Annotated in this window: 27 protein-coding genes, 1 tRNA gene and 1 riboswitch; of the genes, 14 read left to right on the top strand and 14 right to left on the bottom strand. The window is 70.8% G+C overall.

Features of this window, described 5'->3' with window-relative positions:
* Window positions 1-73: 73 nt before the first annotated feature.
* Window positions 74-2,413, top strand: coding sequence for a hypothetical protein (locus ACWEJ6_RS25145; protein ID WP_452426551.1), 2,340 nt, complete (start codon window positions 74-76; stop codon window positions 2,411-2,413).
* Here ACWEJ6_RS25145 and mptB read toward each other — a convergent pair.
* From mptB to ACWEJ6_RS25130, 3 genes are all read right to left on the bottom strand, one after another.
* Window positions 2,298-3,911, bottom strand: a complete 1,614-nt coding sequence (gene mptB, locus ACWEJ6_RS25140) for a polyprenol phosphomannose-dependent alpha 1,6 mannosyltransferase MptB (RefSeq protein ID WP_452426549.1) — start codon at window positions 3,909-3,911, stop codon at window positions 2,298-2,300. The genes ACWEJ6_RS25145 and mptB overlap by 116 nt on opposite strands.
* Before the next feature lie 122 nt (window positions 3,912-4,033).
* On the bottom strand, window positions 4,034-4,765 hold the full coding sequence (locus ACWEJ6_RS25135) for a glycosyltransferase family 2 protein (protein ID WP_452426547.1): 732 nt from the start codon (window positions 4,763-4,765) through the stop codon (window positions 4,034-4,036).
* Entirely contained in the window at window positions 4,762-5,109 is a 348-nt protein-coding gene (locus tag ACWEJ6_RS25130; RefSeq protein ID WP_352318253.1) for an STAS domain-containing protein, read from the bottom strand. The genes ACWEJ6_RS25135 and ACWEJ6_RS25130 overlap by 4 nt, the downstream gene beginning before the upstream one ends.
* A gap of 160 nt (window positions 5,110-5,269) precedes the next feature.
* Here ACWEJ6_RS25130 and ACWEJ6_RS25125 point away from each other — a divergent pair, with 160 nt between their 5' ends.
* On the top strand, window positions 5,270-5,695 hold the full coding sequence (locus ACWEJ6_RS25125) for a hypothetical protein (RefSeq protein WP_358290975.1): 426 nt from the start codon (window positions 5,270-5,272) through the stop codon (window positions 5,693-5,695).
* Between the two features lie 83 nt (window positions 5,696-5,778).
* Here ACWEJ6_RS25125 and ACWEJ6_RS25120 read toward each other — a convergent pair whose 3' ends face one another.
* A complete protein-coding gene (locus tag ACWEJ6_RS25120; RefSeq protein ID WP_364327934.1) occupies window positions 5,779-6,903 on the bottom strand; it encodes a sensor histidine kinase in 1,125 nt (374 codons plus the stop codon).
* Window positions 6,900-7,598: a response regulator transcription factor gene (locus ACWEJ6_RS25115; RefSeq protein WP_452426544.1), complete on the bottom strand. Its 699-nt coding sequence runs from the start codon at window positions 7,596-7,598 to the stop codon at window positions 6,900-6,902. The genes ACWEJ6_RS25120 and ACWEJ6_RS25115 overlap by 4 nt, the downstream gene beginning before the upstream one ends.
* A gap of 106 nt (window positions 7,599-7,704) precedes the next feature.
* On the opposite strand from ACWEJ6_RS25115, the gene ACWEJ6_RS25110 reads away from it, so the two are divergent.
* The 3 genes from ACWEJ6_RS25110 to ACWEJ6_RS25100 all read left to right on the top strand — a co-directional run bounded on the left by ACWEJ6_RS25110 (window position 7,705) and on the right by ACWEJ6_RS25100 (window position 8,792).
* Window positions 7,705-7,878: a hypothetical protein gene (locus ACWEJ6_RS25110; protein ID WP_452426542.1), complete on the top strand. Its 174-nt coding sequence runs from the start codon at window positions 7,705-7,707 to the stop codon at window positions 7,876-7,878.
* On the top strand, window positions 7,875-8,075 hold the full coding sequence (locus ACWEJ6_RS25105; protein WP_352318263.1) for a DUF6412 domain-containing protein: 201 nt from the start codon (window positions 7,875-7,877) through the stop codon (window positions 8,073-8,075). The genes ACWEJ6_RS25110 and ACWEJ6_RS25105 overlap by 4 nt, the downstream gene beginning before the upstream one ends.
* A gap of 75 nt (window positions 8,076-8,150) precedes the next feature.
* Window positions 8,151-8,792 carry a YidC/Oxa1 family membrane protein insertase gene (locus ACWEJ6_RS25100; RefSeq protein WP_352363277.1) on the top strand — a complete coding sequence of 214 codons (642 nt, stop codon included), beginning with the start codon at window positions 8,151-8,153 and terminating at the stop codon, window positions 8,790-8,792.
* Here ACWEJ6_RS25100 and ACWEJ6_RS25095 read toward each other — a convergent pair.
* Both ACWEJ6_RS25095 and ACWEJ6_RS25090 read right to left on the bottom strand, forming a co-directional pair.
* Window positions 8,789-9,214 carry an ATP-binding protein gene (locus ACWEJ6_RS25095; protein ID WP_352363279.1) on the bottom strand — a complete coding sequence of 142 codons (426 nt, stop codon included), beginning with the start codon at window positions 9,212-9,214 and terminating at the stop codon, window positions 8,789-8,791. The two genes, ACWEJ6_RS25100 and ACWEJ6_RS25095, sit on opposite strands and share 4 nt — an antisense overlap.
* Window positions 9,215-9,365: 151 nt before the next feature.
* Window positions 9,366-11,234 (bottom strand): ATP-binding protein, encoded by a 1,869-nt coding sequence (locus ACWEJ6_RS25090; RefSeq protein ID WP_449915694.1) that lies wholly within the window; start codon window positions 11,232-11,234, stop codon window positions 9,366-9,368.
* A 95-nt stretch (window positions 11,235-11,329) separates the two neighbouring features.
* On the opposite strand from ACWEJ6_RS25090, the gene ACWEJ6_RS25085 reads away from it, so the two are divergent.
* On the top strand, window positions 11,330-11,902 hold the full coding sequence (locus tag ACWEJ6_RS25085; protein ID WP_452426540.1) for a methylated-DNA--[protein]-cysteine S-methyltransferase: 573 nt from the start codon (window positions 11,330-11,332) through the stop codon (window positions 11,900-11,902).
* On the opposite strand, the gene ACWEJ6_RS25080 is transcribed toward ACWEJ6_RS25085, so the two are convergent.
* The 4 genes from ACWEJ6_RS25080 to ACWEJ6_RS25065 form a co-directional block, all read right to left on the bottom strand.
* Window positions 11,888-13,225 carry a purine-cytosine permease family protein gene (locus ACWEJ6_RS25080; RefSeq protein WP_452426538.1) on the bottom strand — a complete coding sequence of 446 codons (1,338 nt, stop codon included), beginning with the start codon at window positions 13,223-13,225 and terminating at the stop codon, window positions 11,888-11,890. The genes ACWEJ6_RS25085 and ACWEJ6_RS25080 overlap by 15 nt on opposite strands.
* Window positions 13,216-13,329, bottom strand: a riboswitch (TPP riboswitch). Its footprint overlaps the gene before it by 10 nt.
* A 51-nt stretch (window positions 13,330-13,380) precedes the next feature.
* Window positions 13,381-13,704: a rhodanese-like domain-containing protein gene (locus ACWEJ6_RS25075; protein WP_352318274.1), complete on the bottom strand. Its 324-nt coding sequence runs from the start codon at window positions 13,702-13,704 to the stop codon at window positions 13,381-13,383.
* A gap of 26 nt (window positions 13,705-13,730) precedes the next feature.
* Window positions 13,731-14,609 carry an Fpg/Nei family DNA glycosylase gene (locus ACWEJ6_RS25070; protein ID WP_387672027.1) on the bottom strand — a complete coding sequence of 293 codons (879 nt, stop codon included), beginning with the start codon at window positions 14,607-14,609 and terminating at the stop codon, window positions 13,731-13,733.
* Between the two features lie 37 nt (window positions 14,610-14,646).
* On the bottom strand, window positions 14,647-15,252 hold the full coding sequence (locus ACWEJ6_RS25065) for a TenA family protein (RefSeq protein WP_397154971.1): 606 nt from the start codon (window positions 15,250-15,252) through the stop codon (window positions 14,647-14,649).
* 23 nt (window positions 15,253-15,275) lie between these two features.
* Here ACWEJ6_RS25065 and ACWEJ6_RS25060 point away from each other — a divergent pair, with 23 nt between their 5' ends.
* The gene (locus tag ACWEJ6_RS25060; protein ID WP_452426536.1) at window positions 15,276-15,926 is read left to right on the top strand and encodes a GOLPH3/VPS74 family protein; all 651 of its coding nucleotides are present in this window, start codon (window positions 15,276-15,278) and stop codon (window positions 15,924-15,926) included.
* Between the two features lie 57 nt (window positions 15,927-15,983).
* Here ACWEJ6_RS25060 and ACWEJ6_RS25055 read toward each other — a convergent pair whose 3' ends face one another.
* Entirely contained in the window at window positions 15,984-17,246 is a 1,263-nt protein-coding gene (locus tag ACWEJ6_RS25055; RefSeq protein ID WP_364327965.1) for an LCP family protein, read from the bottom strand.
* Window positions 17,247-17,490: 244 nt separating this feature from the next.
* Between ACWEJ6_RS25055 and ACWEJ6_RS25050 the strand changes: the two genes are divergently transcribed.
* Window positions 17,491-18,837, top strand: a complete 1,347-nt coding sequence (locus tag ACWEJ6_RS25050; protein ID WP_452426533.1) for a hemolysin family protein — start codon at window positions 17,491-17,493, stop codon at window positions 18,835-18,837.
* On the top strand, window positions 18,834-19,880 hold the full coding sequence (locus ACWEJ6_RS25045) for a hemolysin family protein (RefSeq protein ID WP_357982951.1): 1,047 nt from the start codon (window positions 18,834-18,836) through the stop codon (window positions 19,878-19,880). The genes ACWEJ6_RS25050 and ACWEJ6_RS25045 overlap by 4 nt, the downstream gene beginning before the upstream one ends.
* Here ACWEJ6_RS25045 and pdhA read toward each other — a convergent pair.
* Together pdhA and ACWEJ6_RS25035 are read right to left on the bottom strand one after the other, a co-directional pair.
* Window positions 19,850-20,917 (bottom strand): pyruvate dehydrogenase (acetyl-transferring) E1 component subunit alpha, encoded by a 1,068-nt coding sequence (gene pdhA / locus ACWEJ6_RS25040; protein ID WP_452426531.1) that lies wholly within the window; start codon window positions 20,915-20,917, stop codon window positions 19,850-19,852. The two genes, ACWEJ6_RS25045 and pdhA, sit on opposite strands and share 31 nt — an antisense overlap.
* 386 nt (window positions 20,918-21,303) lie before the next feature.
* Window positions 21,304-21,386, bottom strand: a tRNA-Leu gene (locus ACWEJ6_RS25035).
* 198 nt (window positions 21,387-21,584) lie between these two features.
* Between ACWEJ6_RS25035 and ACWEJ6_RS25030 the strand changes: the two genes are divergently transcribed.
* Genes ACWEJ6_RS25030 through ACWEJ6_RS25010 form a run of 5 tightly spaced genes read left to right on the top strand, consistent with a single transcriptional unit; the run spans window position 21,585 to window position 26,975 of the window.
* Window positions 21,585-22,325, top strand: coding sequence for an FhaA domain-containing protein (locus tag ACWEJ6_RS25030; RefSeq protein WP_125640997.1), 741 nt, complete (start codon window positions 21,585-21,587; stop codon window positions 22,323-22,325).
* Between the two features lie 17 nt (window positions 22,326-22,342).
* The gene (locus tag ACWEJ6_RS25025) at window positions 22,343-22,813 is read left to right on the top strand and encodes an FHA domain-containing protein FhaB/FipA (protein ID WP_357693136.1); all 471 of its coding nucleotides are present in this window, start codon (window positions 22,343-22,345) and stop codon (window positions 22,811-22,813) included.
* Window positions 22,810-24,099 (top strand): Stp1/IreP family PP2C-type Ser/Thr phosphatase, encoded by a 1,290-nt coding sequence (locus ACWEJ6_RS25020; RefSeq protein WP_452426528.1) that lies wholly within the window; start codon window positions 22,810-22,812, stop codon window positions 24,097-24,099. The genes ACWEJ6_RS25025 and ACWEJ6_RS25020 overlap by 4 nt, the downstream gene beginning before the upstream one ends.
* Window positions 24,100-25,518, top strand: coding sequence for an FtsW/RodA/SpoVE family cell cycle protein (locus ACWEJ6_RS25015; protein WP_358291006.1), 1,419 nt, complete (start codon window positions 24,100-24,102; stop codon window positions 25,516-25,518). It abuts the gene before it with no gap.
* Entirely contained in the window at window positions 25,515-26,975 is a 1,461-nt protein-coding gene (locus ACWEJ6_RS25010; RefSeq protein WP_387672012.1) for a peptidoglycan D,D-transpeptidase FtsI family protein, read from the top strand. The genes ACWEJ6_RS25015 and ACWEJ6_RS25010 overlap by 4 nt, the downstream gene beginning before the upstream one ends.
* Window positions 26,976-26,984: the final 9 nt, after the last annotated feature.

Genomic DNA, 26,984 nt, shown 5'->3' with positions numbered 1-26,984 from the left:
CCCGAGCGCCCGCCCCGAGCCCCCGCACAATCTCGGTGCAGCGGCGCCTCGGGCGCGCCGCCGTCTCGTCACGGTGCTCCTCGGCCTCCTGCTCGCCGCCCTCCTCCTCCCCGGCACGGCCGCCGCCGCCCAGGGGAGCGCCGCGGCGGCCTTGGGCAACGGCGTCCCGGGGCAAGGCGGGCCGGCAGGGCGGCGGGTCGTCGTGGTCGGCGTCCCCGGTCTCCAGTGGAGTGACTTCAGCGAGTCGGGCACGCCGACCCTGTGGAAGCTCGTGGCCCAGGGCAGCTCGGCGTCACTGTCCACCCGCGCCGTCCCGCCCAAGGACCGTGGCCTCACCTGCCCCATGGCCGGCTGGCTGACCGTCTCCGCCGGTCAGCGCGCCGGCACTCCCGGACAGGGCTGCCCCGCCGCGACGCCTCCTCAGCCCGCCGGGGAGGGCGCCACCGTCCCCGCGTGGCGGGAACTGGCGGCCTTCCAGGCCGACACCGGCTACGCGGCCCAGATCGGCACGCTCGGCCAGTTGGTGGCGGACGGCGGCGGCAAGGTGGCGGCGATCGGCCCCGGCGCCGCCCTCGCCGCCGCCGACAAGACCGGAAAAATCACCAAATACGCCCCCACCCTCGACGCCCTGAACGACCTGACCCCCTACAACCTGATCGTCTTCGAAGCCGCCGACCTCACCACCGCCTGGGCCCGCGGCCCCCTCGACGATCACGGAATCCCGGTCTCGCTCCCGGCCGCCGAACGCCAAGCCGCCGCAACCAGGGCAGACCAGCAGATCGCCGCCCTGATCAGCAAAGTGCCCCAGAACACCACCGTCCTGCTCGCCGGCATCTCCGACCTCAGCTCGAACGCCCACCTGCACGCGGCCCTCGCCACGGGACCGTCCCCGAGCGGGCAGCCGTACCCGCGGGGTGGCTCTCTCACCGCCTCCTCCACCCGCCAGGACGGCCTGGTCACCATCACCGACCTCACCGCCACCGCCATCCAGCTCCTGGGCCTGACCGCCCCTCGCGACGTGGTCGGCCGCGCCTGGCAGCCCGACGGCGACGCCTCCGCGCCGGCCGCCGCCACGGTGACCCGACTGGCCGACGGCGACCTGGCCAGCCAGGTGCTCCGGGACGTACGCGGGCCCTTCTTCACCGTCCTGGTGAGCGTCCAGCTGCTCTTCTACGCCCTGGCCGCCCTGGCGCTGCGCCGCCGCCGCTCCTCCCGCGTCCGGCAGGCCCTGCCCGCGTCCGACGCCGCCGGCTCGTCGGCCGCCGACGACCGCACGCCCCCGGCGACCGCTCCCGAGGCGCACGGCCACCCCGCCCCGGCTGCGGGCGGCGACCCGGCCGACGCCTCGAAGCTGCTGGCCGCCATCCAGGTGGTGGCGACCGTCAGCGGCGCCATCGCCGTCTCCACGTTCCTGGCCCAGCTCGTGCCGTGGTGGAGCCTGCCGATGCCGATGGTCTCGGTGATCGTGACGATCCTGGCCATCGCCGCCCTGATCACCGGCCTCGCGTTCGCCGGCCCGTGGCGTGCGCACGTGCTCGGCCCGCTCACCGTGGTCGCGGCCGTCACCTCGCTCGCCCTCCTGATCGACGTGATGACCGGCTCGGCCCTCCAGGTCAACGCCGTGACCGGCTACGAACCCGTCACCGGAGGACGGTTCTACGGCTTCAGCAACATCGCCTTCGCCGTCTACGCCACCGGCACGGTTCTCGGCCTGGCCGGGGTGGCGCATTGGCTGCTCGGCAGGGGCGTCTCCAGGACGGTGGTCGTGGCGCTGTGCGGCCTGTACGGCGCCTTCGCCGTCTTCGCGGACGGTTCGCCCTCGTGGGGCGCGGACTTCGGCGGTGTCCCGGCGTTCGTGATCGGGGTGGCGGTCTTCCTCATCCTGCTGTCCGGCAGGCGGGTGTCGGTGGTGAAACTCCTGCTCGTGGGGGTGGGCGCGGTCGCGCTGATCGCCGCCATCTCGGTCTTCGACTGGATGCGCCCGGCCGACAGGCGCACGCACCTCGGCGCGTTCGTGCAGCAGATCATCGACGGCCAGGCGTGGACCGTCGTCGGACGCAAGTTCGGGGCCATGATCGGCGTGACCGTGGGCAACTGGCCGCTGACCCTGCTCTCGCTGGTCGCGCTGGCGTTCCTGTTCCTGGTGCTGGCCCGCCCGTCGCGGTGGGGGGCCTCGGCGCTGGGTCAGGCGTACACGCTGGCCCCGCCGCTCAGGGCCGGCCTGTTCGGGACGCTCACCTGCGCCTTCATCGGCTTCCTGATGAACGACTCGGGCATCGCCATCCCGGCCATGGCGCTCACGGTGGCGGTGCCGCTGACGCTCGCGGCCTGCGTACGGGCCCTCCAGCTCGCCACGCCCACACCACCAGCAGAACGGTCAACGCCAGCAGCACCCACGCGATCTGAGGCCTGAGGACGCCACTGAGCCATTCGACGCCCCGCGGCTGCCCGTCGACCCGGGCGGGCAGGTAGGCCAGGGACAGGACCAGCAGGTGGGCGACCATGAACCCGTCGACTGCCGAGGCGCCCACCAGGGCGAGCATGCCGAACGCCAGCCCGTCGTACCAGGGCAGGATGTACGGCGTGGCGAACAGGTAGGCCACGACGAGCGCCGCCGCCACGACCGGCGCCTCCAGCCCTCCTGAGGCCCCCTCGCGGAAGGCGGACCGCCGGGACGCCAGCCGGAGCAACGACCAGGCGACGAGCGCGAGCACCACCAGCGCGCCCACCTGGATCTCGCCCCGGTACGCGCGCCCGGTGCCCACCAGGGCCCAGAGCCACCCCTGCACCAGCTTCCAGAACGAGGCGTGCGAGATCGCCTTGCTGGTGGTCGTCACCGGCGTGATCGCCTCGGGCCCGACGACCGCGTAGCCGACGACCACCACGGCCAGCGCGCCGGCCGCCATGACGGCGAGCCGCCCGGGACGTCGGCGCAGCTCCCACGCGGGCCCCAGCGCCACCAGCCCCGCGTTGAGCTTCGTCGCCACCCCCAGCCCGAGCAGCGCCCCCGACGCGACCGGACGTGCCCTGGCCAGCAGCGCGGCCACCATGCAGGCGATGGCCAGGGTGTCGGCGTGCATGCCCGCGACCAGGTGGTAGAGCAGGAGCGGATTGACCGCCCACAACAGGGCGGCCCGCAGCCGCCGGGCGGGATCGTCCCTGGTGCAGCGGTCGATCAGCAGGGCCGTGACGACGAAGGCGGCGGCGTTGAACACCGCCAGCACGAAGATGGTCAACCGGAGCGAGTCGCCGCCGATCCAGCTCGCCAGCGCCTGCAGAGCGGTGGCGACGGGCCCATAGACGCTGGGTTCCTCGCGCCACGGCCGCTCGACCGCGTCGGCGATGGGATCGCCCGGCAGGTCGACGGCGCCGTGCGTGTAGGGGTTGAGCCCCAGCGTGACCATCCGGCCGTACACGGCGTAGTTGAGATGGTCGCCGGAGCCCGAGGGAGGCAGGAACGCGAGCACCCCCGCGGCGAGACAGCCGAGCAGCACCAACGGCCGGACCGGCAGCCCGGGACGCGGCCCGGCGGCCAGCGCCGCCAGCAGCCCGGCTCCGCCGATGAGCAATGCCGCCGCGGCCAGGACGAGCACCGCATAAGAATCAGGACGGGCATCCAGCCAGTACGGCGGCTGCCACCCCGGCCCGCCCAGCGCGGGCACCATGGGAGAGGGCCCGAGCAACCCGATCGTGATCGTCAGGAGCACCGAGACCGCGATCATCACCAGCCCGGGAACCGCGAGCCGCGCTCGAACGGCGTCGGAGAGCCGCCCCGGCCGAGGCGCCGCCCGCCCACCGGCCGCGGAGGCCCGGGCGAACACCGGCCGCCCACCCCACGCGACGACCCCGCCCACGCCCGCCGGGAACCGGCGCCGGTCGGCGGCAGACCACGGAAGCCGCAGCGATGCCACCCGGAAGGGTGGGGCTTGTGCCTGTTTGCGGCGTCTCTCCGAAGTCACCCGCAAATTCCAGCACACTCGTCACGGCCCCAGCCCCAGATCATCCACGCCTGTGGATAACCCGGAGCACGAAATCACCGCTTGGGAAGGAGTTTGCCGAGATTTTCGACGACCACCGGCTCCCGGCTCGCCAGAGCCAGAACGACGTCCCGCAACTGCCGGGCGCGGTGCAGCTGGGCCCGCCAGTCGTTGCCGGTGGCCCGGTGGGACATCTCCACCTCGACCTCGACGACCCTGAACCCCTTGCGCAGCAGGTCGATGGTGAGGGCCGTCTCCACGCCGAACCCGTGCGCCAGCGGCCGGGCGGCCTCGAAGGCGGCTCGGGTCAGGCAACGCTGGCCGTTGAGCGGCTGGGCGGCCTCGAAGCCGGTGGCGCGGCGGATGCCGTCTTTGGACACGCGCACGACTAACCCATGGCCGCCGAGCTTCACCCGCGTGCCGAACAGCGCGATCGTCATGTCGGCCTTGCCCTCGCGCACGGGCTCCACCAGCGGCGCCGCGGCGCTCGCCGTGTCACCCAGGTCGGCGTCGAGGAAGAGCAGGTGGCGAGGGGTACGGTCCTCGTCGAGGAGGCGTACGGCCTCAGCGCCCGTCTCCATGGCCGCGGCCTTGCCGCGGTTGCGGCTGTGGCGGACCACCCGCGCGCCCGCCGCCCGCGCCACCTTGCCGGTGCGGTCGTGCGAGCCGTCGTCGACGACCACAACGAGATCGACGCCCGGCAGGCCGGCCGCCGCGGCGACGGTGGCGGCGATGCGGTCGCCCTCGTTCACCGCGGGAATGACGACGGCCGTGTCAGCCTGCGTCATGATCCCTCGGTGATGAGGAACTCCTGCGGCAGCTCGTCATGCACGGTGAACACCGAGACGAGCCCCGTCACCTGCAGGATCTTGCGGACGGCCGGACGCGGCGCGGCCACCTCCAGCACACCTCCCCGCTCTTTCATGCGCTTGAGCGCCGAGAGCAGCACGTTCATCCCCGTGGAGTCGCAGAAATCCACGGCGGACATGTCGATGACCACCCGGCTGGGCTCGTCCTGCAGCAGCCGAGTGAACTCGGCCTGCAGGTGAGGCGCCGTATAGAGGTCGATTTCTCCGGTGATGGCAACGAGTGCGCACCCGGCATGTGATCGAGTCGAGACCTTGAGCTCCACATGGGCAGGCTAGCGGCGCGGAGGCTTCCGGTCACGTTGTCACGCCGAGAGGGGAACGACAGGTTTTTGTCCTCCGTTTGGGCTCCATCAAAACGGAGAGTACGCGAAGCTTGACAGCGTGACACCGGAACCGGCAACGCTTCATGGAGAAGGAGGGGCTGTGGCCCGCCCCATGGGCCTCGTATCGATGAATGCAGAGAAACCTGAAGATCCACAGCGTCAGGGGCTCCGGGAACGTCTGGAGACCATCCTCATCCGCACAGAAAAGGCCACGTCATGGCATGACGAAGCAGCGCGCCTGCGCAGTCTGCTGAACCACGAGGGCTACGTCCCGATCCGCACCAGGCTGGCGAGCGAAGACCTCGACTTCCTGGCCGGCTCCCGCGCCGACCTGCTCAGGTTCGCCGAGCTCGGGCTGCGGCTGCTCGACCTGCACCAGCCGCGCGACGCGGGTGGCATCACGAGCGACACCGCCAACCCGATCCTGCGCTGCCGGAGCTGCATGTGGCGCTGGCCCTGCCCGACGTTCCGGGCGATGTCGGAGTCGTTCGGGCAACGCGACACCGCGCTCCCCGAACCCGCCTGACCCGGGCGCCCTGACCCGGGCGACCCACGACCGAGGAAGCGAGACCACAGCGGAAGATCGAGGCAGGACACCGTGCGGGAACGTCAACTTCCGGACACCAGGGGCAACCGGATCTCGAACCGGCACCCCGGTCCTTCGTTGACCACCCCGATCATCCCATCATGCGCCTCGACGATCCCCTGGGCGATCGCCAGCCCGAGCCCGGCGCCGCCGTCGGCGGTGGGCGTACGCGCGGCCTCCCCCCGGAACGCCACCTCGAACACCCGAGGCAGATCCTCCTCGGGAATCCCCCCGCAACCGTCGGCCACCGAGAGGCAGGCCATCCCCTGCTCGTCCACCCCGGCCCGCAGCACCACCGCCCGTTCCGACGGCGTGTGCCGGATGGCGTTGACGACCAGGTTCCGCAGGGCCCGGCCCAGCGCCGCCGCGTCGGCCTCCACGGGCACGGCCCCCGCCGCCTCCGCCGTGAGCACCACCCCCTTGGCCCTGGCCAGCGGCTCGACCCCGGCCAGCGTGTCCGCGACGAGGTCGGCGAGCCCGATCCTGGCCCGCGAGAGCCGCAACGCGCCCGCGTGGATGCGCGACAGCTCGAACAGGTCGTCCACCATGGCCGAGAGCCGTTCGACCTCCAGCTTGATCTGGCCGTGGTAGCGCGCGACCGTCTCGTGGTCGGCCACCACCCCGTCCTCCAGGGCCTCGGCCATGGCCCGCAGGCCGGCGAGCGGCGTGCGCAGGTCGTGGCTCACCCAGGCGACCAGTTCCCGGCGCGCGCCTTCGAGCGCGCGTTCCCGCGCGTACGCCTCCTCAAGGGTGCTCGCGATCTCCTGGAGCTCGGCCGGCAACCCCAGCGGCGCCCTGAACGGCACGTCGCGCACGGCCGCCACCAGCCGCCTGCTCTCCCCCACCACCCGCCTGGCCAGCACGAACGCGACCCCGAGCCCCACCAGGCCGCCCACCGCGACCACGCTGAGCACGAAGTCCTTGACCGCCCCCTCGATGATCATCTTCATGGTGATGGCGACCACGCCCGCCAGCGTCGCCGCCACGGCGACCACCACCACGACGGCCAGCATCACCCCGATCGACCTGGTCCGCAGCCGTCCCATGGCCCATACGCCGGCGGCGGCGACCAGCAGCCCCAGCCCCGCCGAGACGGCCACGACCATGGGCAGCTCGCTCACCGACACCATGGGATCGGGAGGCGTCACCCCGCGCTCTCCTGCGGCTCGTACCGGTAGCCGACACCCCAGACCGTGACGATCCGCCGCGGCTCGGTCGGGTCCGCCTCGACCTTCTCCCGCAGCCGCCGCACGTGCACGGTCACGGTCGAGGAGTCGCCGAACGACCATCCCCACACCTGGTCGAGCAGCGCCGACCTGCTGAACGCCTGCCGTGGGTTGCGCATGAGGTAGGCCAGCAAGTCGAACTCCCTGGCCGTCAGCATCACCTGCGCGCCGCCGAGCCGCACCTCGTGGGCGCCGACGTCCACGACGAGGTCGCCGTCGCGCAGCACGCCGGTGCCGGCCGTGACCGACGCCCCCCGCGCCCGGCGCAGCACCGACTGCACGCGCAAGGCCAGCTCCCGGGGGCTGAACGGCTTCGTCACGTAGTCGTCGGCCCCGGTCTCCAGGCCCACCACCCGGTCGATCTCCTCGCCGAGCGCGGTCAGCATGATCACCGGGACCGGCCACCGCTCCCTGAGCTTCCTGCACACCCGGAGCCCGTCGATCCTGGGCAGCATCAGGTCGAGCACCATGAGGTCGGGCGGGTCGGCCAGGGCCCTGCGCAGCGCCTCGGCGCCGTCGCCCACGCACTCCACCTCGTGCCCGTCGCGCTCCAGATAGCGCGCCACGACCTCGGACACGGTCGGATCGTCGTCGACCACCAGGATGCGGGTGTTCACCGTCTCACCGTACGGCTGAGCCCCACGTGGCGGACATGGTGGCGGACATGGACGTCACAGGTTCGTAAGCCTCGCGGATCATGCTCGCAGGACGTACGGTGGCCTCATGAGTAGAGTCGTGATGCTCGTTTTAGGGACCCTTCTCGGTCTCTTCGTGCTGTTCAACTTCCTCCTGCCCCTGCTGGCAGGTCTGTTCAAGTTCGCCCTGATCGTCGGGGTCGTCGCCCTGATCGTCTTCATCGCGGTCACCGTCGTCGGTAAGTCCCGTTCGTCGCAGTGACGTCGCTTCTGTTCGATCCGTGGCTGGTGGGGATCACCATGATGGCGATCCTCCTGCTGGCCACGTGGGCGGCCACGTTGCCGCCCGTCCTCGGCGGTGAGTCTCCCGGCTTCCCGCTGACCTACGCGCGCCGCACGGCCTTCCAGCGGCTGCGCGATCCCGACGCGGCCGGACGCCCGCGTCCACGAGCGCCTTAGGCGAGCCCCGCTTCCGTCAAAGCGGGGCTCATCGTCATGAGTGAGCCCTGATCCGTCGTCATGTCTGAAGGGCTCATGATCGATTCACTTGTCACGTTCGTCATCGGCGTGTCCGGCGGCCATGCCGCGCTCGCCATCGTGCTGTTCACCCTCGCCGTACGCCTGGTCCTGCTGCCGCTCAACGTCCGGCAGGCGCGGGCCGGCCAGGTCCGGCAGCGGCTCGCGCCCAAGTTGCAGGAGCTGCGCAAGCGCCATGGGCGCGATCCCGAGCGGCTGTCCAAGGAGCTGACCGCTCTGTACGCCCGGGAGGGCACGTCGCCGTTTGCGGGGATCTTGCCGATGCTGGCGCAATTGCCGTTCCTGTGGCTGATGTTCAGGGTGGCCACGCACCCGACGGCACTGGCCGGTCACACTCTGTTCGGGGCGCCGCTGGGCCAGCAGCTCGCGGGCGTGGTGGCCAATTTCGGTCTGATCAGTTGGCCGGTTTCGGTCTTTGTCATCGTGATCGCGGGGCTCGTGCTGCTGGCATGGCTGTCGGCACGCTCGATCAAGGTGTCGGAGGAGCAGCCGGAGTTGCTGCGCAAGGTCATGCCGCTGTTGCCGTACGGCTCCGCGCTGGCCGTGCTCGTGCTCCCCCTGGCGGCCGGCCTGTACCTCCTGGTCTCCACGGCGTGGGCCGTCACCGAACGGGCCGTACTGGCGGCCAGGACCGCCTAACCGGCCTCCTTCAGGGCCGCGACCTGCCCGTTCACCGCCGCCCCGTTGGGTGCGGGCAGGATGGCCCACACCGTCGTCGTGTCACCGTCGTGACGAACCCCCCAGCTCTCAGCCACGTATTCGACGATCCCCAGCCCCCGGCCCCCGAGCGAAGACAGGGTCGGGCGGCCCGCCCGCGGCTCCGTCGCCGCACCCCCGTCGCTGACCGCCACCTCTATGTGATCGTCGCTACGCATCCAGGCGACCCTCACCATGCCTGAAGGCAGCGGATGCGCGTGCCGCAGCGCGTTGCTCAGCAACTCGCTCACCACCAGCACCGCATCGTCGATCGCGGCGGTGTAGACCCCACAATCCTGCAGGTCAGTGCTCAGACGCTGGCGGGCGACGGCGACGCTGGACGGCGCGTACGGCAGCAGCACCACGCTTGACACACCCACCTCCCCGTTCCCTGTGCCCCCCGCGGGAACACTCCCCGGTACGACCGAAATGCCCCGTTAGCCAATCGCAGAAACCGCATCTCGATCACAGCTTGTACACATTGGACGATAGATCAGCTCAACTGTGACCACCTCGTTACCGCATCGGTGTGTCGGATCGGATAGGGGAAGCGCGCCTCAGGATCAACCGCATCCTCGTACCCCCTCCGGGCCTCGGTTGAGCACTCACTTCTCCCCCCTGCGCCCTGGCCAGACTGCGCACGATGTAGAGCCCGAGCCCCACTCCACCAAAGCGTCTCCGGTCCCCGCTGTCCACCTGGACGAAGCGCTCAAAGATCCGTTCGCGGTCAGGCGGTGGGATTCCGACCCCCTCGTCATCCACCACTACGACCACGCCGTCGTCTTCGGGCCAAGCTTCAACACAGATCAATCCACCCATTGGGGAATATTTAAACGCGTTCTCCAGCAATTGCCCCAAAACGATGTCGGTTGCCAGGGCGTCACCCAGCACCGGCGGCAATTCGTCCGGGATGCGCACTTCGACGCGGTGGCGGTCGGACAACGCGGGGAGGCCGAGCGTGGCCGCGTGGATCCGGGCCGCGAGGTCGAACGCCTCGATCCGCACGGCCAGCTCGTCCGCGCCCGCCCTGGCTCCCAGCAGCAGGTGGTCCATGAGCTGGCCCAGCGATCCGGCCCGCTCGGCGATCGTGTGCACGGCCGAGCGGCGTTCCGCGTCGCTCATCTTGTCCCAGCGCGCGTCGAGCGTGCCGGCGAACCCGCGCACGATCGTGATCGGCGTGCGCAGCTCGTGGCTGGTGGTGGCCAGGAAGAGGTCCTTGGCCTCCTCCAGCTCCTTGGCCTGGGTGACGTCGCGGAAGTCGATGACGATCTCGCCGGTCTCCTCGATCCGCGCGCTCACCACGTCCAGCCAGCGCCCGTTCTCCATCTGGAACGTGAGCTTCTCACCGGGGCTGGGCAGCGGGAACGGCGGCGGGCCGCCGAGCACCGCGTCGGCGGGGAAGGCGGTCAGCTCGGCCGCGGCGGGGTTCCAGCGCACGACCCGGCCGGCGTCGTCCAGCACGGCGATGCCGTCGGCGCTGGCGTCGAACACGGCCCGCTCGTGCGCCCGCTGCCGCACCGCCTCCTGGTAGGCCACCGCATTCCCCACCGCGATGCCGGCGTGCCCGGCCAGCAGTTCGAGCAGCTCCAGCTCCAGGTGGCCGGGGGCGGGCCCGGCGAACAGCGCGTAGAGGGCGCCGTAGGGGCGGCCGCCGACCGCGGCCAGGCCGAGCGCGATCGTGTGCAGCCCGTTGAGCCTGGCCCACACCAGGTCGCCGAGCCCCTGGGACTCCAGCATGACGGTCTTGCCCGTCCGTAAGAGCTTGTCCACCAGGCTCGTCCGCAGGCCGGTGGTGGTGCCCCTGAGCGTCTCCGGCAGCCGGTACGTGCTGACCAGCCGCAGCCGCTCGCCCTCGATCAGCACGAACCCGCCCGCGTCCGCGCCCGTCAGCTCGGTGAGGCTGGCCGAGATGCGGTCGAGCACAGCCGGCAGCTCCAGCTCGGAGTTGATGTCCCCGACCACGTCGGTGAGCCGGCGCACCAGCCTGGCCCGGCGTTCCATGCGCAGCCCGGCGACCTCGTCGGCCCGCGCGGGATGGTGGGCCAGGACGTAGCCGACCACGGAGTTGCCCATGCGCAGGGCGTTGATGTCCACCCGCAGGTCGAGCGGCCTGCCGTCCTTGTGGACGCGCTTGGTGCGCAGCGACACCTGGCCCCCGGTGCGGACGCGCTCCAGCACCGCGTTGTGCTCGGCGGCCAGCTCGTCGGGGACGATCGGCGCCCGGCGACCCAGCATCTCGGCCGCCGTCCAGCCGAACAGGTGCTCGGCCGCCGCGTTCCAGACCAGCACGCTCTGGTCGCGGTCGAGCGCCACCACGGCGTTGGGGGACCCGGCGAGCACGGCGCGAGCGATCTCCTCGTCACTCCCGACCCATGCGTATCCCACACCTCCATAGTGCACGTGGCGTGGTGGGTCTGACGGGCGATCCGTCCGATACGCTGCGCTCACGAAGATTCCGGTGGCTGAAACGGGTGAGAGGCATGTCGAGCAGCGACCTCGATGCCCTGCTGAGAGTGACCTCCAGCACCTACAAGGGCGAGGGGCCCCCGGACGTCGCGTTCGGCACCTACGACGGCGCGGTGGGCAGGCTGGTGCTCGCGGTGACCGGCAAGGGCATCGCGGCCTGCAGTTTCGAGGCCGAGAACACCGTGTTCGAGCGGGTGGCCAAGGAGGTCGGCACGTTCATCGGGCCCGACGCCCGCCGCCTCGACCCGGTGCGCCGGGAGCTCGACGCGTACTTCTCCGGCCGGCTGCGCACCTTCGCCACGCCGGTCGACCTCGCGCTGGCCACGCCGTTCGCCCGTACCGTGCTGCAGAAGACCATGGCGGTGCCCTACGGCACGACCACGACGTACGAGGAGATCGGCGCGAGCATCGGACGGCCGCGCGCCCTTCGCGCGGTCGGCAACGCGATCGGCGCCAACCCGGTGTGCGTGATCGTGCCCTGTCATCGGGTGGTCCGTGAGGACGGCGAGCTCGGCGACTACGCCGGAGGCGTGGCCGCCAAGCAGCACCTGCTCAACGTCGAACGCCGGGTCTCAGCGGGCCGCTGAGCGACGCCGGCCGAGCACGCCGATGAGCAGCGTGACCAGGGCCGCGACCAGCGCGCCGCCGAGCGCGCCGTTCATCCACGGCTCCCGCGTGAAGCCGACGGCCTCGCGGGCGGAGGCCCAGAAGTCGTCCCAGCCGGCGACCGTGGGCGTCGAGGTGGTGAACCAGTAGGCGGCGAAGCCCAGCGCCCACGGCAGCAGCATCAGCCAGCGCGAGGGCGCGTCCTCGGCGGTGTTCCAGCGGGCCGCGCCGCCGAGCACGAAGTAGTCGACGGCCAGCACCGCGAACATCGGCACGAACACCGCGCCGATCACCCCGAGGAACGCGCCGTAGGAGGTGACGTCCACGACCAGGGCGATCGCGGTGGTGAGCACGCCGATCGCGGTCGAGACGACCCGCCGGTCCACCTTCGGCATCAGGTTCTGCAGCGAGACGGTGGTGGAGTAGACGTTGGCGAAGGACTGGTCGGTCTCGCGCAGCACCAGGATGCCGAAGAACAGCGCGCCCAGCGGCGCCGCGACGAACGGCTGGAACACGACCATGCCGTCGGCCTGGACCGCCTGGGCGCCCGCGATGGCCACCGCGTACACGCCGAGTGCCAGGCAGGCCACCTGGGCGACGGTGTAGCCGCCGACGACGCCGGTGAAGGCGGCCCGGCTGGAACGCGAGTGCCTGGCGAAGTCGGCGGCCATCGGCACCCACGACACCGACAGGGCGATGACGTAGTCGACGGCCGGGGCGAAGGCCGTCCACGACCCGCCCGTGTACGTCGGCGCCTCGCCCAGGAACGACACGGTGAACCAGATCAGCGACACGATCACGCCGGCGGTCACGTACCGGCGCAGCAGCCGGATCGACCCGAGCGGCCAGACGGCGAGCGCGGTGGTCAGCACCCCCGCCACCACCACCCACACCTGGTACGGGACGCTCCCGAAGATCGCGTTCGCGGCCTTGGCGATCACCCAGAGCTCGAAAGCCCCCCAGCCGAGCATCTGCACGATGTTCAGCACGGACGGGACGTACGACATCTTCGCCCCGAACAGCCCGCGCAGCAGCACCATCGCCGGCCGCCCGGTCTGCGTGCCGGGGATGGCCGACAGGCCGACCATGGCCGTGCCGATGAGGCTGCCGACCACGGCGGCCGTGAGCGCGGCCACGAGGCTGAGCGGCGCGTTGCCCAGGGGATCGATCAGGACGAGCGCGCCGGAGAAGCCGAGGAGGCTGACACCGAGGTTGGCCCAGAGCGCGCCCTGGTCGAGGACGCCGAGGGTCTTGGGGGGCGCGCCGTCAAGGGTCAGCGGAACTTCGTCGACGACATGCGTCATCGCACACTCCCTACGCCGGCATTACCCGGACAGGTTCAGGCGGTCGGCAGCGGCTGTGTTGCTGCCCTCTCAGCCCGGCACCCCGAGCTCCCGCGACTATGCAGTTGGCGCCCTCATCATGCCTCAATGGCGGCGGAATCGCCACAGTGGGGCATTCAGGCCACGAAAGGATCCTGCCCGGTCTCGCTGACCATCGGACGGCGCGCGAACTCCCACGACTGCATGCCGCCGCCCACGTTGACGGCGTCGCGCCCGAGCTGGTTGAGCCACGCCGTGACCTGCATCGACCGGCCGCCGACCCGGCACACCACGTAGACGGTGCGGTCGGCGGGCACCTCCTCGACCCGGCCCTGGATCTGCGACATGGGGATGTGCACGGCCTCGGGGGCGTGGCCGGCCAGCCACTCGTCCTGCTCGCGGACGTCGAGCAGGTAGGCGTCGTCGGGAACGGCGGTGACGTCGATCTCTGGAACGGTCATGTCTCCATCATCCCGCGCCCGGGACCCTACTTGAGCAGGCGCGACATCCGCCGGTCGGCCAGCGGCTTCCCGCCCGTCTGGCAGGTCGGGCAGTACTGGAGCGCGGAGTCGGCGAAGGACACCTCGCGGATCGTGTCGCCGCACACGTCGCACGGCTGGCCGGCCCGGTTGTGCACGCGCAGTCCGGACTTCTTCTCCGCCTTGAGGTCCTTGGCGGCCAGCCCGTGCGCCCGTTCGACGGCGTCGCGCAACGTCGTCACGATGGCCTCGTGCAGGTCGGCGATCTGCGCGTCGGTCAGCGTCGCGGCGATCTTGAACGGCGACATCCTCGCCGCGTGCAGCACCTCGTCGGAGTAGGCGTTGCCGATGCCCGCGATCACCTTCTGGTCGCGCAGCAGCCCCTTGATCTGGGTGCGGTTGCCGCCCACGATGCGCTTGAGCGCCTCGACGGTGAAGGCGTCGTCGAGCGGGTCGGGGCCCAGGGCGGCGACGCCGGGCACGTCCTCCGGCTTGTCGGTGACGTAGACGGCCAGCCGTTTCTGCGTGCCGGCCTCGGTCAGCTCGAAGCCGGGGGCCAGGCCGTCGTCGTCCGGCGCCAGCCGTACGCGTACGGCCAGCGGCCCCTTGCCCGGCCGCACCGGCCGGGCGCCGGTCAGGTCGTCGCGCCAGCGCAGCCAGCCGGCGCGGGCCAGGTGGATGATCAGGTGCAGGCCGTCGCAGTCGAGGTCGAGGAACTTGCCGTGCCTCGACACGTTCGTGACGGTGAGCCCGCCGAGCGCGGTGACCGGCGGGTCGAACGTCTTGAGCGCCTGGAAGCCGACGACGTCGACGCCGGCGATCGAACGGCCGACCGCCCGCTCGCGCAGGAAGTTGGTGAGCGACTCCACCTCGGGAAGTTCCGGCATGCCCCCAGGGTATGGCGCGCGCCGGGCCGGCACGCGACTACGGCACGTCCCAGAAGGCGAGCTCGTGTGCCATGCCCTCGGCGAACAGCGCCTCCGCCCGTACGGGGTCGGGGTCGGCCTCGTCGATCATCTGCCCGATCCGTACGGTCAGCGCCGCGAACGCGGGGTCGGCGTAGGTGTCCACCCAGGCCCGGTACCGCGGCTCGGCGGGCGGGTTCTCGGCGAGGATCTTCCCAAGACTCGAATATCCCCACATACACGGATAAAGCGCAGCCAACCCCTCCCCGTACGACCCCGCCGCCTCCAGCAGGAACGCCGTGTACGCCACACACGCCGGCCCCTTCACCGCGTTGTCCAGATCGGCCCCGAACTCCGCCGACAACGACCGATGCAGCCGCAGTTCGTCGTGGTACGTGGCGTACGCCAGATCCACCAGGTCGCCCAGATGCCCGTCCGGCGCCTGCCAGGCCAGCCTGGAGAACACCCGCACATAGTCGAGCAGGTACAGGTAGTCCTGCTCCAGCCAGGACCGGAAGACCGGCTCCGGCAGGTCGCCGCGCCCGATGCCGGCCACCGTGGGATGGTCCAGCTGCGCCTGGAGCAAGGGCCGGCCGATCGCGTGAAGTCTTTCCGAAATGCTCATGCCTGGGAGGTTAGTGTCGGGACATGACCGTGACGATCGCCGAAGAACTCCTCCTCCTCGCCCACGACGAGGAAGCAGGCAAGCAGCTCATCGGAGGCGTCCAGCTCGATCCCGCGCTCGGCGGCGCGATCCTCGCCGAGCTGGCCGCCGCGGGCCGCGTCGAGCTGGCCGACGACAAGGTGACGGTGACGGACCCCACCCCGCTGGGGGACGCCGAGCTCGACGCCGCCCTCGCCCGCATGGCCGAGGACGGCAAGGCCAGGAAGCCCGCGTGGTGGGTGCAGCGGCTGCAGTCGGACAAGCTGCGCAGGCGCCTGCTCACCAGGCTCGCCGAGGCGGGCGTACTGGCCGAGGAGCGCGGCCGGGTCCTGGGCGTCTTCCCGACCACGCGCTGGCCGGAGGCGGACCCCCAGGTGGAGGCCGACGTGCGCGAACGCGTCACGGCCGTCCTCGCCGGCGCCGACCCCGACGAGCGCACCGCCACGCTGATCGCGATCATGCACGCGGCGAAGCTCGACCGCAAAGCCTTCCCGGGCGCCGACCGCGAGCGCGTCAAGGAGATCGCCGAAGGCGAGTGGGCCGGCCAGGCGGTCGCCAAGACGATCACCGCCATCACCGCGGCCATCGCGGCCACCGCCTCCACCGCCGCGGTCGTCGCCGCCACCACGACCTGAGCCGGCCCTGACCGGGCCCGGCCGTTCCCGCGAGGCTCGCGCCTTTGCGGGAACGGGTCAACCGGCGTCCACGATCTCCTTCGGCACCGGCTTGTCGGCCTTCAGCGCGTCGAAGAGGGCCAGCGCCTTGAGCCGGTCCCACTTGACCGCCGCGCCGCCGCCGGCGACGATCTCGTTCCCGCCGAACGGCACCACCGTCGTGACCGGGCTGTCGCCCATCGCCAGCCCCAGCGAGAGCATGTCGAACGCGCCGGTGCCGGAGTCGACCTCGACCGCGTCCGTGGCGCTCATGGCCAGCGGGATCGAGGTGAACGGGTTGATCAGCACGCCCGGGCTGGCGGCCTTCTTCACCACCGCGCCGAGGAACTGCCGCTGCCGCTTGGTGCGTTCGAAGTCCGGCAGCGCGCCGCCCTTGCGGGTGCGCACGTAGCCGAGGGCCTGGGCGCCGTTGAGCACCTGCTTGCCCTTCTTGAGCTTGAGCCCGGCCTTGGGGTCGTCGACGTCGGCCCGGACGTTGATCTCGACGCCGCCGATCGCGTCCACGATGTCCACGAAGCCGGCGAAGCCGATCTCCATGTAGTTGTCGACGTGCACGCCGGTGACCGTCTCGATCGTGCGGACCAGCAGCTTCGGGCCGCCGGACGCGTACGCCGCGTTGAGCTTGTCGCGCCCGCGCCCCGGAATGGTCACCGCCGAGTCGCGCGGCAGGCTGACCAGGGTGGGCTTGTCGCCGTTGTCGGAGATGTGCAGCAGCATCATCGAGTCGGTGCGCTGCCCGACCGCGCGCCCGGTGGCCAGCTTCTTGCGCTCGGCCGCGGTCAGGCCCTTGCGGCTGTCGGAGCCGACCAGCAGCCAGTTGGTGCCGGGTGTGTCGGCGGGCCGGCCCGGGTACTCGTCGAGCACCCCGTCGATGCCCGCCAGCCGGGAGTTGATCCAGAAGAACAGGCCCACGGACGCCACCAGGAGCAGCGCGACCAGGCCCGCGACGATCTTCAGGACGGTCCGGCCGCGCACCCGCGGCCCCCTGGGCCCGCGCGGCTCCTTCGGCGCGGGGTCGCCCGCCGCCCTGAGCGGTTTGACCGGGCTGTTCCCGGCACGCTCGCGTCCGTAGACCTTGCCCGATCGGGGAGGCGGCGGAGGCGGCGGCGACTGCTGCTCGTCGGAGTAGGCGGGCAGCTTGGACGTGGCCGCGTTCGGCACGCCCGGCGGGACCCGGTGGGCGGGTGCGCCACCGGAACGCTGCCCGTCGCCGGGCCTCGGTGGCAGCGGGCGGCCGTCGCCCGGCGAGCGCATGGCCCGCGTACGGTCGTCCTCAGACACTTCGCCTTCTTCCCTTCGGTATGCCATAGACGCTACGTCCAACCCCCTGGCAGTGAAGACATCTCACCAAGTTTCTCCCACGGACAAGTACACACAACTAGCGGAGAGTCACTGCGGAAACATAGACGCGGACTGCGTCGTTAGCGTTATGGACGACCTCTATCGAAGGGATGATCGTGTCCGCTCCGGACTCGTGGAGTCTTGGCCCGTGCCTCGGCACGGGTTCCTCTGAGGGCTCACCCCGGTGAGCGCCTATCTCGGCCTACTGGCCCTTTTCCTCCTCACCGCCGCCACCGGGTACTTCGTCGCCCAGGAGTTCGCCTTCGTCGCCGCCGACCGGGGCCTCCTGCGCGAGCAGGCCGCCGCCGGTGACACCCAGGCCGAAAAGGCGCTCCAGGTGACCTCCCGGCTCTCGTTCATGCTCTCGGGCGCCCAGCTCGGCATCACCGTCACGGCCCTGCTCGTCGGCTTCCTGGCCGAGCCGGCCATCTCCGTCCTGGTACGGCCCTGGCTCGACGGCACGGGCCTGCCCGACGCGGCGATCACGGGGCTGTCCGTGGCCGCCGGCGTGTTCGTGGCGACCGTGGTGCAGATGGTGCTCGGCGAGCTGGCGCCGAAGAACCTCGGCATCGCCAGGCCCGAGCCGGTGGCCAAGTTCCTGGCCGGGTCCACGCTGGTCTACCTGGCGGTCGTCGGGCCGGTGGTCAAGCTGTTCGACTCGGCCGCCACCGGGCTGCTCCGCCGCGTCGGCATCGAGCCGGTCGAGGAGGTCGAGCACGGGGCCACCCCCGAGGAGCTCTCCCGGATCATCGAGGAGTCGACCCAGGCGGGCGAGCTGCCCCCGAGGTTGTCGGAGCTGCTGGAGCGCGCCCTGGAGTTCGGCGACCACAGCGCCGAGGAGATCATGGTGCCGCGCCCCCGCGTGGTGGCGCTGCGCGACTCCCAGCCCATCTCCGACCTGGTGGAGGTCATGCGCGAACGCGGCCACTCCCGCTACCCCGTCGTCGGTGACGACGGCGACGTGGTGGGCGTGACGGGCGTGCGCGAGCTGCTGGAGTCCGGCCTGGACGAGGGCCTGGTCGGCAGCATCACCCGCCCCGCGCTGCTGGTGCCCGACTCGCTGCCGCTGCCGGCCGTCCTCGACCGGATGCGGGCGGCCAACGACGACATCGTCTGCGTCATCGACGAGTACGGCGGCCTGGCCGGCGTGCTCACCGTCGAGGACCTGGCCGAGGAGCTGGTCGGCGAGCTCGTCGACGAGAACGACCCCGAGCCGGCGGGCGCCGTCGAGCGGCCCGGCGGCGTCTGGGAGGTGCCCGGCTGGCTCAGGCTGGACGAGGTCGAGCGCGCGACCGGCGTCGCGCTGCCGGAGAGCGACGACTACGACACCCTCGCCGGCCTGGTGCTGGCCCGGCTGGGCCGGATGCCCGACCCCGGCGACATGGTGATCGTCCCCATCGAGGGGGACGCCGACCCGTTCGCCGACGACGCGGCCGAGCACCTGGCCGAGCTGACCGTCATGTCGCTCAACCGCCGGGTGCCCGAATGGGTGCGGCTCGCGCCCGTGCAGCACGCGGAGGCGTCCCGATGACGATGATCCTGGTCAGCCTCGCGCTGCTGTTCTTCAACGCGCTGTTCGTGGCCGCCGAGTTCGCGTTCGTCTCCGCCAGGCGGCACCGCCTGGAGGAGATGGCCTCGGGCGGCAACCGCCTGGTCCGGGTCGCGGCCAAGTCGGCCGTGGGCGGCGGGCGTCAGCTCTCGCTCATGCTGGCCGGCGCGCAGCTCGGCATCACGCTGTGCACGCTGGGCCTCGGCCAGGTCACCGAGCCGGCCATCGAGCACTTCCTGGAGCCGGTCTTCGCCGCCGTCGGCGTGCCGGAGTCGCTGCGCATGCCGATCGCGCTGACGATCGCCCTGGCGCTGGTGACGTTCCTGCACATGGTGGTGGGCGAGATGGCCCCCAAGTCGTGGGCGCTGACGCACCCCGAGCGGGCGGCGCTGGTGCTGACGCTGCCGTTCCGCGGGTTCACGCAGCTCATGCGGCCGCTGCTGTCGTCGCTCAACGGGCTGACCAACCTGATCCTGCGCCTGTTCGGCGTGCAGCCGCGCGACGAGCTGGCCACCACCAGGACGCCCCGGCAGCTCGCCATGCTGGTGGGCGAGTCGGGCCGGATGGGCCTGCTCGACCGCGAGGAGCACGACCTGCTCACCCGCGCGCTGCGGCTCCAGGCCGAGGGCATCGAGCGTCTGATGGTGCCGATCGACCGGGCCGTGAAGGTGCCGCCGGCCGCCGGGTCGGCCCAGATCAGGGCCAGGGCGGCGGGCAGCGGCCACCTGCGGCTGCTCGTGGGCGGTCCGGCGGGCATCGAGGGCGTCCTGCACGCCCGTGACGCCCTCCTGCAGCCCACGCGCACGGCCGGTGAGCTCGCCAGGCCGCTGCCGAGGCTCGCGTGCGTCACGCAGGTCCCCGAGGCCGTGACGGCCCTTCAGGAGGCCCGCGCGCACCTGGCGCTGGTCACCGGCCAGGGCGGCGCGGTCATCGGCATGGTGAGCCTCACGGACCTGCTGGGCGAGCTCCTGGACACCAAGGCCGCCTCGCGCGCCTACTCCCCGGCGGCGAACCCGTCGAGGTAGGCGGCGTGCTGCGCCCGCTCGGTCTCGATGAGCGGGTGCGGCTCGGCGTAGACGTGTTCGAAGATCGCCGAAGGGGCGGGGTCGGGCAGTTCGAGCAGCCGCCTGCGCAGCTCGGCCCCGATCTTGGCGGCGTCGGCCTCGACCTCGCCGAAGAAGTCGTCGCCGGTGCCGGCCGCGGTCAGGTACGCCCTGACCCGCTCGATGGGGTCGCGCCGCCGCCACGCCTCGACGTCGTCCTTGGCCCGGTAACGGGTGGGGTCGTCGGAGGTGGTGTGCGCCCCCATCCGGTACGTGAACGCCTCGATGAGCGTGGGCCCCTGCCCCGACCGGGCGTCGGCCAGCGCCTTGCGCGTGACCGCGAGGCAGGCCAGCACGTCGTTCCCGTCGACCCGGACGCCGGGGAACCCGAAGCCCTCGGCCCGGCGGTACAGCGGGATCCGCGACTGGCGTTCCTGGGGCTCGGAGATGGCCCACTGGTTGTTCTGGCAGAAGAACACGATCGGCGCGTGGCAGGCGCCCGCGAAGACGAACGCCTCGTTCACGTCGCCCTGTGAGGTGGCGCCGTCGCCGAAGTAGACGATGGTCGCCCCGGCCTTGTCGGTGCCGATGACGCCGTCGCGCTGCATGCCCATCGCGTAACCGGTGGCGTGCAGCGCCTGCGTCCCGATGACGATCGTGTACAGGAAGAAGTTGTGCCGGGACGGGTCCCAGCCGCCGTGGTTGACGCCGCGCCACATGGCGACCACGTCGAGGGGGTCCATCCCCCGGCAGTAGGCGACCCCGTGCTCCCGGTAGGAGGGGAAGACGGCGTCCAGATCCCCGACGGCCCGCCCGGAGCCGACCTGGGCGGCCTCCTGCCCGAGCAGGGACGTCCACAGCCCCAGCTCCCCCTGACGGGCGAGCGCGACGGCCTCGGAGTCGATCCGCCGGACGACCACGAGATCCCGATAAAGATCCCGGATCTCATCATCCGAGACGACCAGCGGATATTCCGGATGCTCCACGCGCTCACCAGAGGGCGTGAGCAGCTGAACCATCGAGTCATCCATGTGCGGCAACCCCCTGAACAGAAACCCAGCGGCCACAGTTTGCCGTAGCCCTCAGGATCACCCGAACCCGCCCACCAAACCAATGTGACCTAAATCACGCAAGCCACCAGAAAGTTCACTGCAAGCCAGCTGACCTAAGGTCCAAGAACCACGTCACAAGAAAGAAATCCCAGAACCCTTGCGCAGCAAGACCCGGTACGAAACGGTGGGCCAGACCCACGAACAGCAACCCTCATGGACGGGGGTCCGGGGGAGAATCCCCCGAACGCTTGTCCCCCTGGGGGTCCGGGGGTCATCCCCCGGGCAGATATGACGAGGGGACCCGAGGAAGCCGACCTGTAAGGCCGGCGACCAAGGATCCCCTAGTCACCGAGTGGGCGAGGAGGGATTTGAACCCTCACGTCCTTTCGGACACACGGACCTGAACCGTGCGCGTCTGCCGTTCCGCCACCCGCCCGTTTGTGGGTGCGGAGAAACAGTAGCACGGAACAGCCACTGGTACTGAACCCGGATACGATCGCAGAAGACACGGAAGCGGAGGAGCTGGGCGCGACTGGCAACGAGCGTCACGACGCCGCCACGTGGGACGAGCGGAAACCGGGCGCCGGAAGCGTCTGGGGCCGCGATCATATGCAGGGAAGAAGGGAGGTACCCGGTGGGAGTCCTTCAGCGCTTCGAGCGAAGGCTCGAAGGCTTGGTTGAGGGGGCCTTTGCGCGGGCGTTCAAATCTGACCTTCAGCCGGTCGAGGTCGCCAGCGCGGTTCAACGGGAGATGGACGAGCGGGCGGCGATCGTCGCACAGGGCCGGACGCTCGTGCCCAACGACTTCGTGGTGGAGCTGTCCACGACCGACAGCGAACGGCTTGAGGTCTACGCCGACAGCATCAGCCACGAGCTGGCCAACCTCGCCAGGGAGTACGCCAAGGAACAGGGCTACTCCTTCGTGGGACCGGTCCGGGTGCGCTTCGAGACCGCCGGGGACCTGGCTGTGGGTCTGTTCCGCATCCGGTCCGGCGTCATCCGCGGCGCGACGGTCGAGCAGGACGAGATCCGCCAGCCGGCGAGCGACCTGCCCCCGTCCAGGCCCGGGGCCTTCAACGGGCGGCCCAGGCTGCTCGTCTCCACCCAGGACGACCCGCAGGGCGACCGCTCCTACGAGCTCACCACGCCGGTGACCTTGCTAGGCAGGGGCACCGACTGCGATCTTCGTCTTGTCGATCCGGGAGTCTCGCGGCACCATGCGGAGCTGCGCGTCGAGGGGCAGCTCGTGGCCCTCGTCGATCTCGGTTCGACGAACGGCACCTTCGTCAACGGCCAGCCGGTACGCAGAATCGAGCTCCAGAACGGCACGCGAGTGACGCTGGGACGCACGACTCTGGTGTTCCGGCGCGATTAGGGGTAGACAGACGGTCCATGTCCGAGCTCACGCTGCTGCTGATCCGGCTCGCCTTCCTGGCGGTGCTGTGGTTTTTCGTCATTGCCGCAGTCGGCGTGATCCGGACTGACTTGTTCGGTTCACGCACGGCTCCCGCGGGCCCGCGCAAAGCCGTGAAGCCCGCCAAACCGGTGGCCAAGCCCAAGAGCAAAAAGGGCGAGCCACGCCAGCTCATCGTTACCGGTGGCCCATTGCAGGGCACCACCATTAACCTCACGGAGACGCCCATCACCATTGGCCGGGCGAACGACGCCACGCTGGTAGTCAGCGACGACTACGCATCCAGCCGGCATGCCCGGCTCTTCCCTCAGGACGGTCAGTGGATCGTGGAAGATCTCGGTTCGACCAACGGCACGTATCTCGACCGCTCGAAAGTCACCCGTCCGACCCCGGTGCCGCTCGGTGTTCCGATCCGCGTCGGCAAGACAGTCATTGAATTGCGCAAATGACCATCGCACTCCGCTACGCCGCCCGCTCGGACGTCGGCCTCCTCCGCGAAGGGAACGAGGACTCGGCGTACGCTAGCGGCCGCCTGCTGGCCGTCGCCGACGGCATGGGCGGGCACGCACACGGCGAGGTGGCGAGCTCTGTCGCCATCGCCGCCATGGCCTCTCTGGAAGAGGCCCAACAGGGGGGTGACCTGCTCAACGCCATCGAGGCAGCGGTGCGCGACGCCAATCGCCGGCTGCACGAGATGGTCGGGCGGGATCCCAGCCTCAAAGGCATGGGCACGACGCTCACCGCCATGCTCTGGAACGGCACCCAGGTCGCCCTGGTGCACGTGGGCGACTCGCGCGCCTACCTCCTGAGACGCGGCGAGCTCTACCAGATCACCCATGACCACACCCTGGTGCAGCAGCTCGTCGACGACGGGCGCATCACGCCCGAAGAGGCGGCCACGCACCCCCAACGATCGATCCTGCTGCGCGCGCTCGACGGCAGCGGCGAGGTCGATCCCGACCTCACCCTGCGCGAGGCGCAGGTGGGCGACCGCTACCTGCTCTGTTCCGACGGCCTGTCGGGCGTGGTGAGCGCCGAGACGCTGCACGCCACGCTGACCAACATCGACGACCCCGAAGAGGTGGTCCGCCAGCTCATCGATCTGGCGAACCGGGGCGGCGGGCCCGACAACATCACGTGCGTGCTCGCCGACGTGCTGGAGATCAGCGACGGCCAGGAAGTTCCCGTGGAGGCGGCGGTCGTCGGCGCCGCGGGGATGACCAGGCTGCGAGGAGGCGCTCCGGAGACCCAGCCGGGGCGAGTGAGCGCGGTGACCGCACCCCAGCCGGCGATCGCCGACGGTGACGACTTCGATGAGCCGGTCGCGCAGGCGACCCGGCGGTCGGGGCGGCGCCGTCGTGTGTGGCCCGTGCTGGTCACCGTGCTCGGGGTGGGCGCCGTCGCCTTGGGCGCCGGCGGTTACCTCGGATGGCAGTGGACCCAGGACCAGTTCTTCGTCGGTGCCAGGGGCGACGAAGTGGTCATCTTCCAGGGGATCAAGCAGGAGGTGGGGCCGATCGAGTTCTTCCACGTGGAGAAGCGCACCGGCCGTCCGGTCTCCAAGCTGTCCCCGGCGGACCAGGCCCTGATCAAGAGCGGCATCCCCGTCACCGACGTCAACGAAGGCGTGACGAAGATAAACGGATTGAAGTTCTCCCAGGACGACAAGGGCGACACGAGCTCCACCACGGCCACGTCCCCGACTCCCTCCGCCACCAAGACGAAATCGCAATAAATGGCAGAAATGCTCGCGACCCCCGTCCCGATGCCGGCCAAACGGCGGGTGGCCCAGTTGGTCCTGCTCGCCCTGGCGGTGCTGATCATCATGGGCGCCTACGCCAACGTCGGCCTGGCCGTCGACGGCAAGGTGCCGGCCGGCATGCTGGCCTACGGGCTGGGCCTGGGCGGCCTGATGCTGGCGGCCTACCTGGTGCTGGCCAAGTTCGCGCCATGGGCCGACCCGCTGATCCTGCCGCTGGTGACCCTGATCAACGGCCTCGGGCTGGTGATGATCTACCGGCTGGAGTCGGCCGACATGGGCGGCGCCTCCGCGGCCAACCAGATCATGTGGACCGGCGTCGGCGTCGTGATGTTCTCGATCACGTTGATCGTGCTGCGCGACCACCGCATGCTGCAACGCCTGACGTACACGGCGGGCGCGGTGGGCCTGGTGCTGCTGGCGATCCCGGCGCTGCTGCCCGGCTCGCTCAGCGAGGTCCAGGGCGCCAAGATCTGGATCCGCATCGGCGGCTTCTCCATCCAGCCGGGCGAGTTCGCCAAGCTGGCGCTGGTGGTCTTCTTCGCCGGTTACCTGGTGGCCAAGCGCGACGTGCTGGCGCTGGCCGGGCGGCGGCTGCTCTTCATCGACCTGCCGCGTGCCCGGGACCTCGGGCCGGTCCTGGTCACCTGGGGCCTCAGCCTGCTGGTGCTGGTCTTCGAGAAGGACCTGGGCACCTCGCTGCTGCTGTTCGGGACGTTCATCGCGATGCTCTACATCGCCACCCAGCGCACCTCGTGGGTGCTCATCGGCATCCTGCTGTTCGTCGGCGGCGCCTTCCTCGCCGGGCAGGTCTTCGACCACGTGGGCGCGCGTTTCGACGCCTGGCTCGACCCGAGCAACCCGGTCTACTACGGCACGGCTCCCGTCTGCCTGGAGGACCCGCCGGGCGACCCGATGTGCAGCAAGAGCTACCAGATCATGCAGGGGCTGTTCGGTTTCGGCGCGGGCGGCATCCTCGGCACCGGGCTCGGCCAGGGCCACCCCGACCTGATCCCGCTGAGCTTCTCCGACTTCATCTTCGCCGCGACCGGCGAGGAGCTCGGGCTGACCGGCCTGATGGCGCTGCTCATGCTCTACGCGCTGCTGGTCGAGCGCGGCCTGCGCACCTCGCTCGTGGCCCGCGACCCGTTCTCGAAGCTGCTGGCGGGCGGCCTGTCGTTCATCCTGGCCTGGCAGGTGTTCATCATCGTCGGCGGCGTGACGAACCTCATCCCGCTGACCGGCCTGGTCACGCCGTTCATGTCGCAGGGCGGCTCGGCGCTGCTGGCTAACTGGATCCTTATCGCGCTGCTGGTACGCATGTCAGACGCGGCGCGACGGCCCCCGCCCCAGGCGATCCAGAACGAAGGACTCACCCAGGTGTTCCAGCGATGAACAGCACTCTGAAGCGCGCGGCCGTGGCCTGCCTGGTCATGTTCGCGCTCCTGATGATCAACGTGAACATCCTCCAGGCGGTCCGGGCCGACGACTACCGCTCCAACCCGAGCAACCGCCGCAACTACTACGAGCGCTACGCCGTCGAACGCGGCCGCATCACCGCCGGCGGCAAGGTGATCGCCCAGTCGGTGGAGACCGACAGCAAGAACTTCCGGTTCGTCAGGAAGTACACCGACGGGAAGCTCTACGCGCACGTCACGGGCTACTTCTCGCCCGAGAGCGCGAGCGCGATCGAGGGGGCCGAGAACAAGCTGCTCGACGGCTCCAGCGCCGACCTGCTGCTGCGGCGGAGCATCGACCTGTTCACGGGCGAGCCGACCAGGGGCGCGAACGTCGACCTCACGATCAACCCCAAGGCGCAGAAGGCGGCCTACGACGCCCTGCGCGCCAGCGGCAAGCGCGGCGCGCTGGTGGCGCTCGACCCGCGGACCGGCGGGATCCTGGCCATGGTGTCGCTGCCCACCTTCGACCCGGCCGAGCTGTCGGGCACCGACAAGGGCACGGTGTTCTCCCGCTACAACGAGCTGGACAAGGACAAGAGCCAGCCGCTGCTCAACCGGGCCATCGCCCAGACGTACCCGCCGGGGTCGACGTTCAAGGTCGTGACGGCGGCGGCGTACCTGGAGGACGACTCCTCGCGCGGCGGCGACACCACGGTCGACGCGCCGCAGCGGCTGCCGCTGCCCAACACCAACATCAGCCTGCCCAACTACGGCGGCGCGGCCTGCGGCGCTGGCCAGGTGCCGCTCGTGTACGCGCTGGAGAAGTCCTGCAACACGCCGTTCGCCAAGATCGGCATGCAGCTGGGCTTCGACAGGCTCAACGAGCAGACCGAGAAGTTCGGCATGGGCAAGCAGATCGGCGTGCCGATGTCGGTGGCCCAGAGCGACTTCGGCAGCAAGTACGACGACGCCGCGCTCGCGATGGCCTCGATCGGCCAGCGCGACAACCGGATGACGCCCCTGCAGATGGCCATGATCGCGGCCGGCATCGCCAACGACGGCAAGGTGATGAAGCCGTACCTGGTGAACAAGATCACCGACTCCAAGAACGACGTCATGGAGGAGGCCAAGCCCGAGGAGCTGACCGAGGCGGTCAGCTCCGAGACGGCGAAAAAGCTGCGCGACATGATGGTCAGCGTGGTCAACAACGGCACGGCCAACCTCGCGCAGGTGCCGGGCGTCCAGGTGGGCGGCAAGACCGGCACCGCGGAGACCAGCAACGGCGCGCCGCCGCACGCCTGGTTCATCTCCTTCGCGCCCGCCGAGGACCCGAAGGTGGCGCTGGCGGTCATCGTCGAGTCGGGCGCGGCCAACGTCGGCGCGGAGGCCACGGGCGGCCACACCGCCGCCCCGATCGCAAAGGCTGTGCTGGAGGCGGTGCTGAACAAGTGAGTGACGGTA

The sequence above is a fragment of the Nonomuraea sp. NPDC004702 genome (assembly GCF_053601695.1).
Note: the sequence above shows the minus strand (reverse complement) of the source record. Positions and strands in the feature narration are given on the sequence as shown.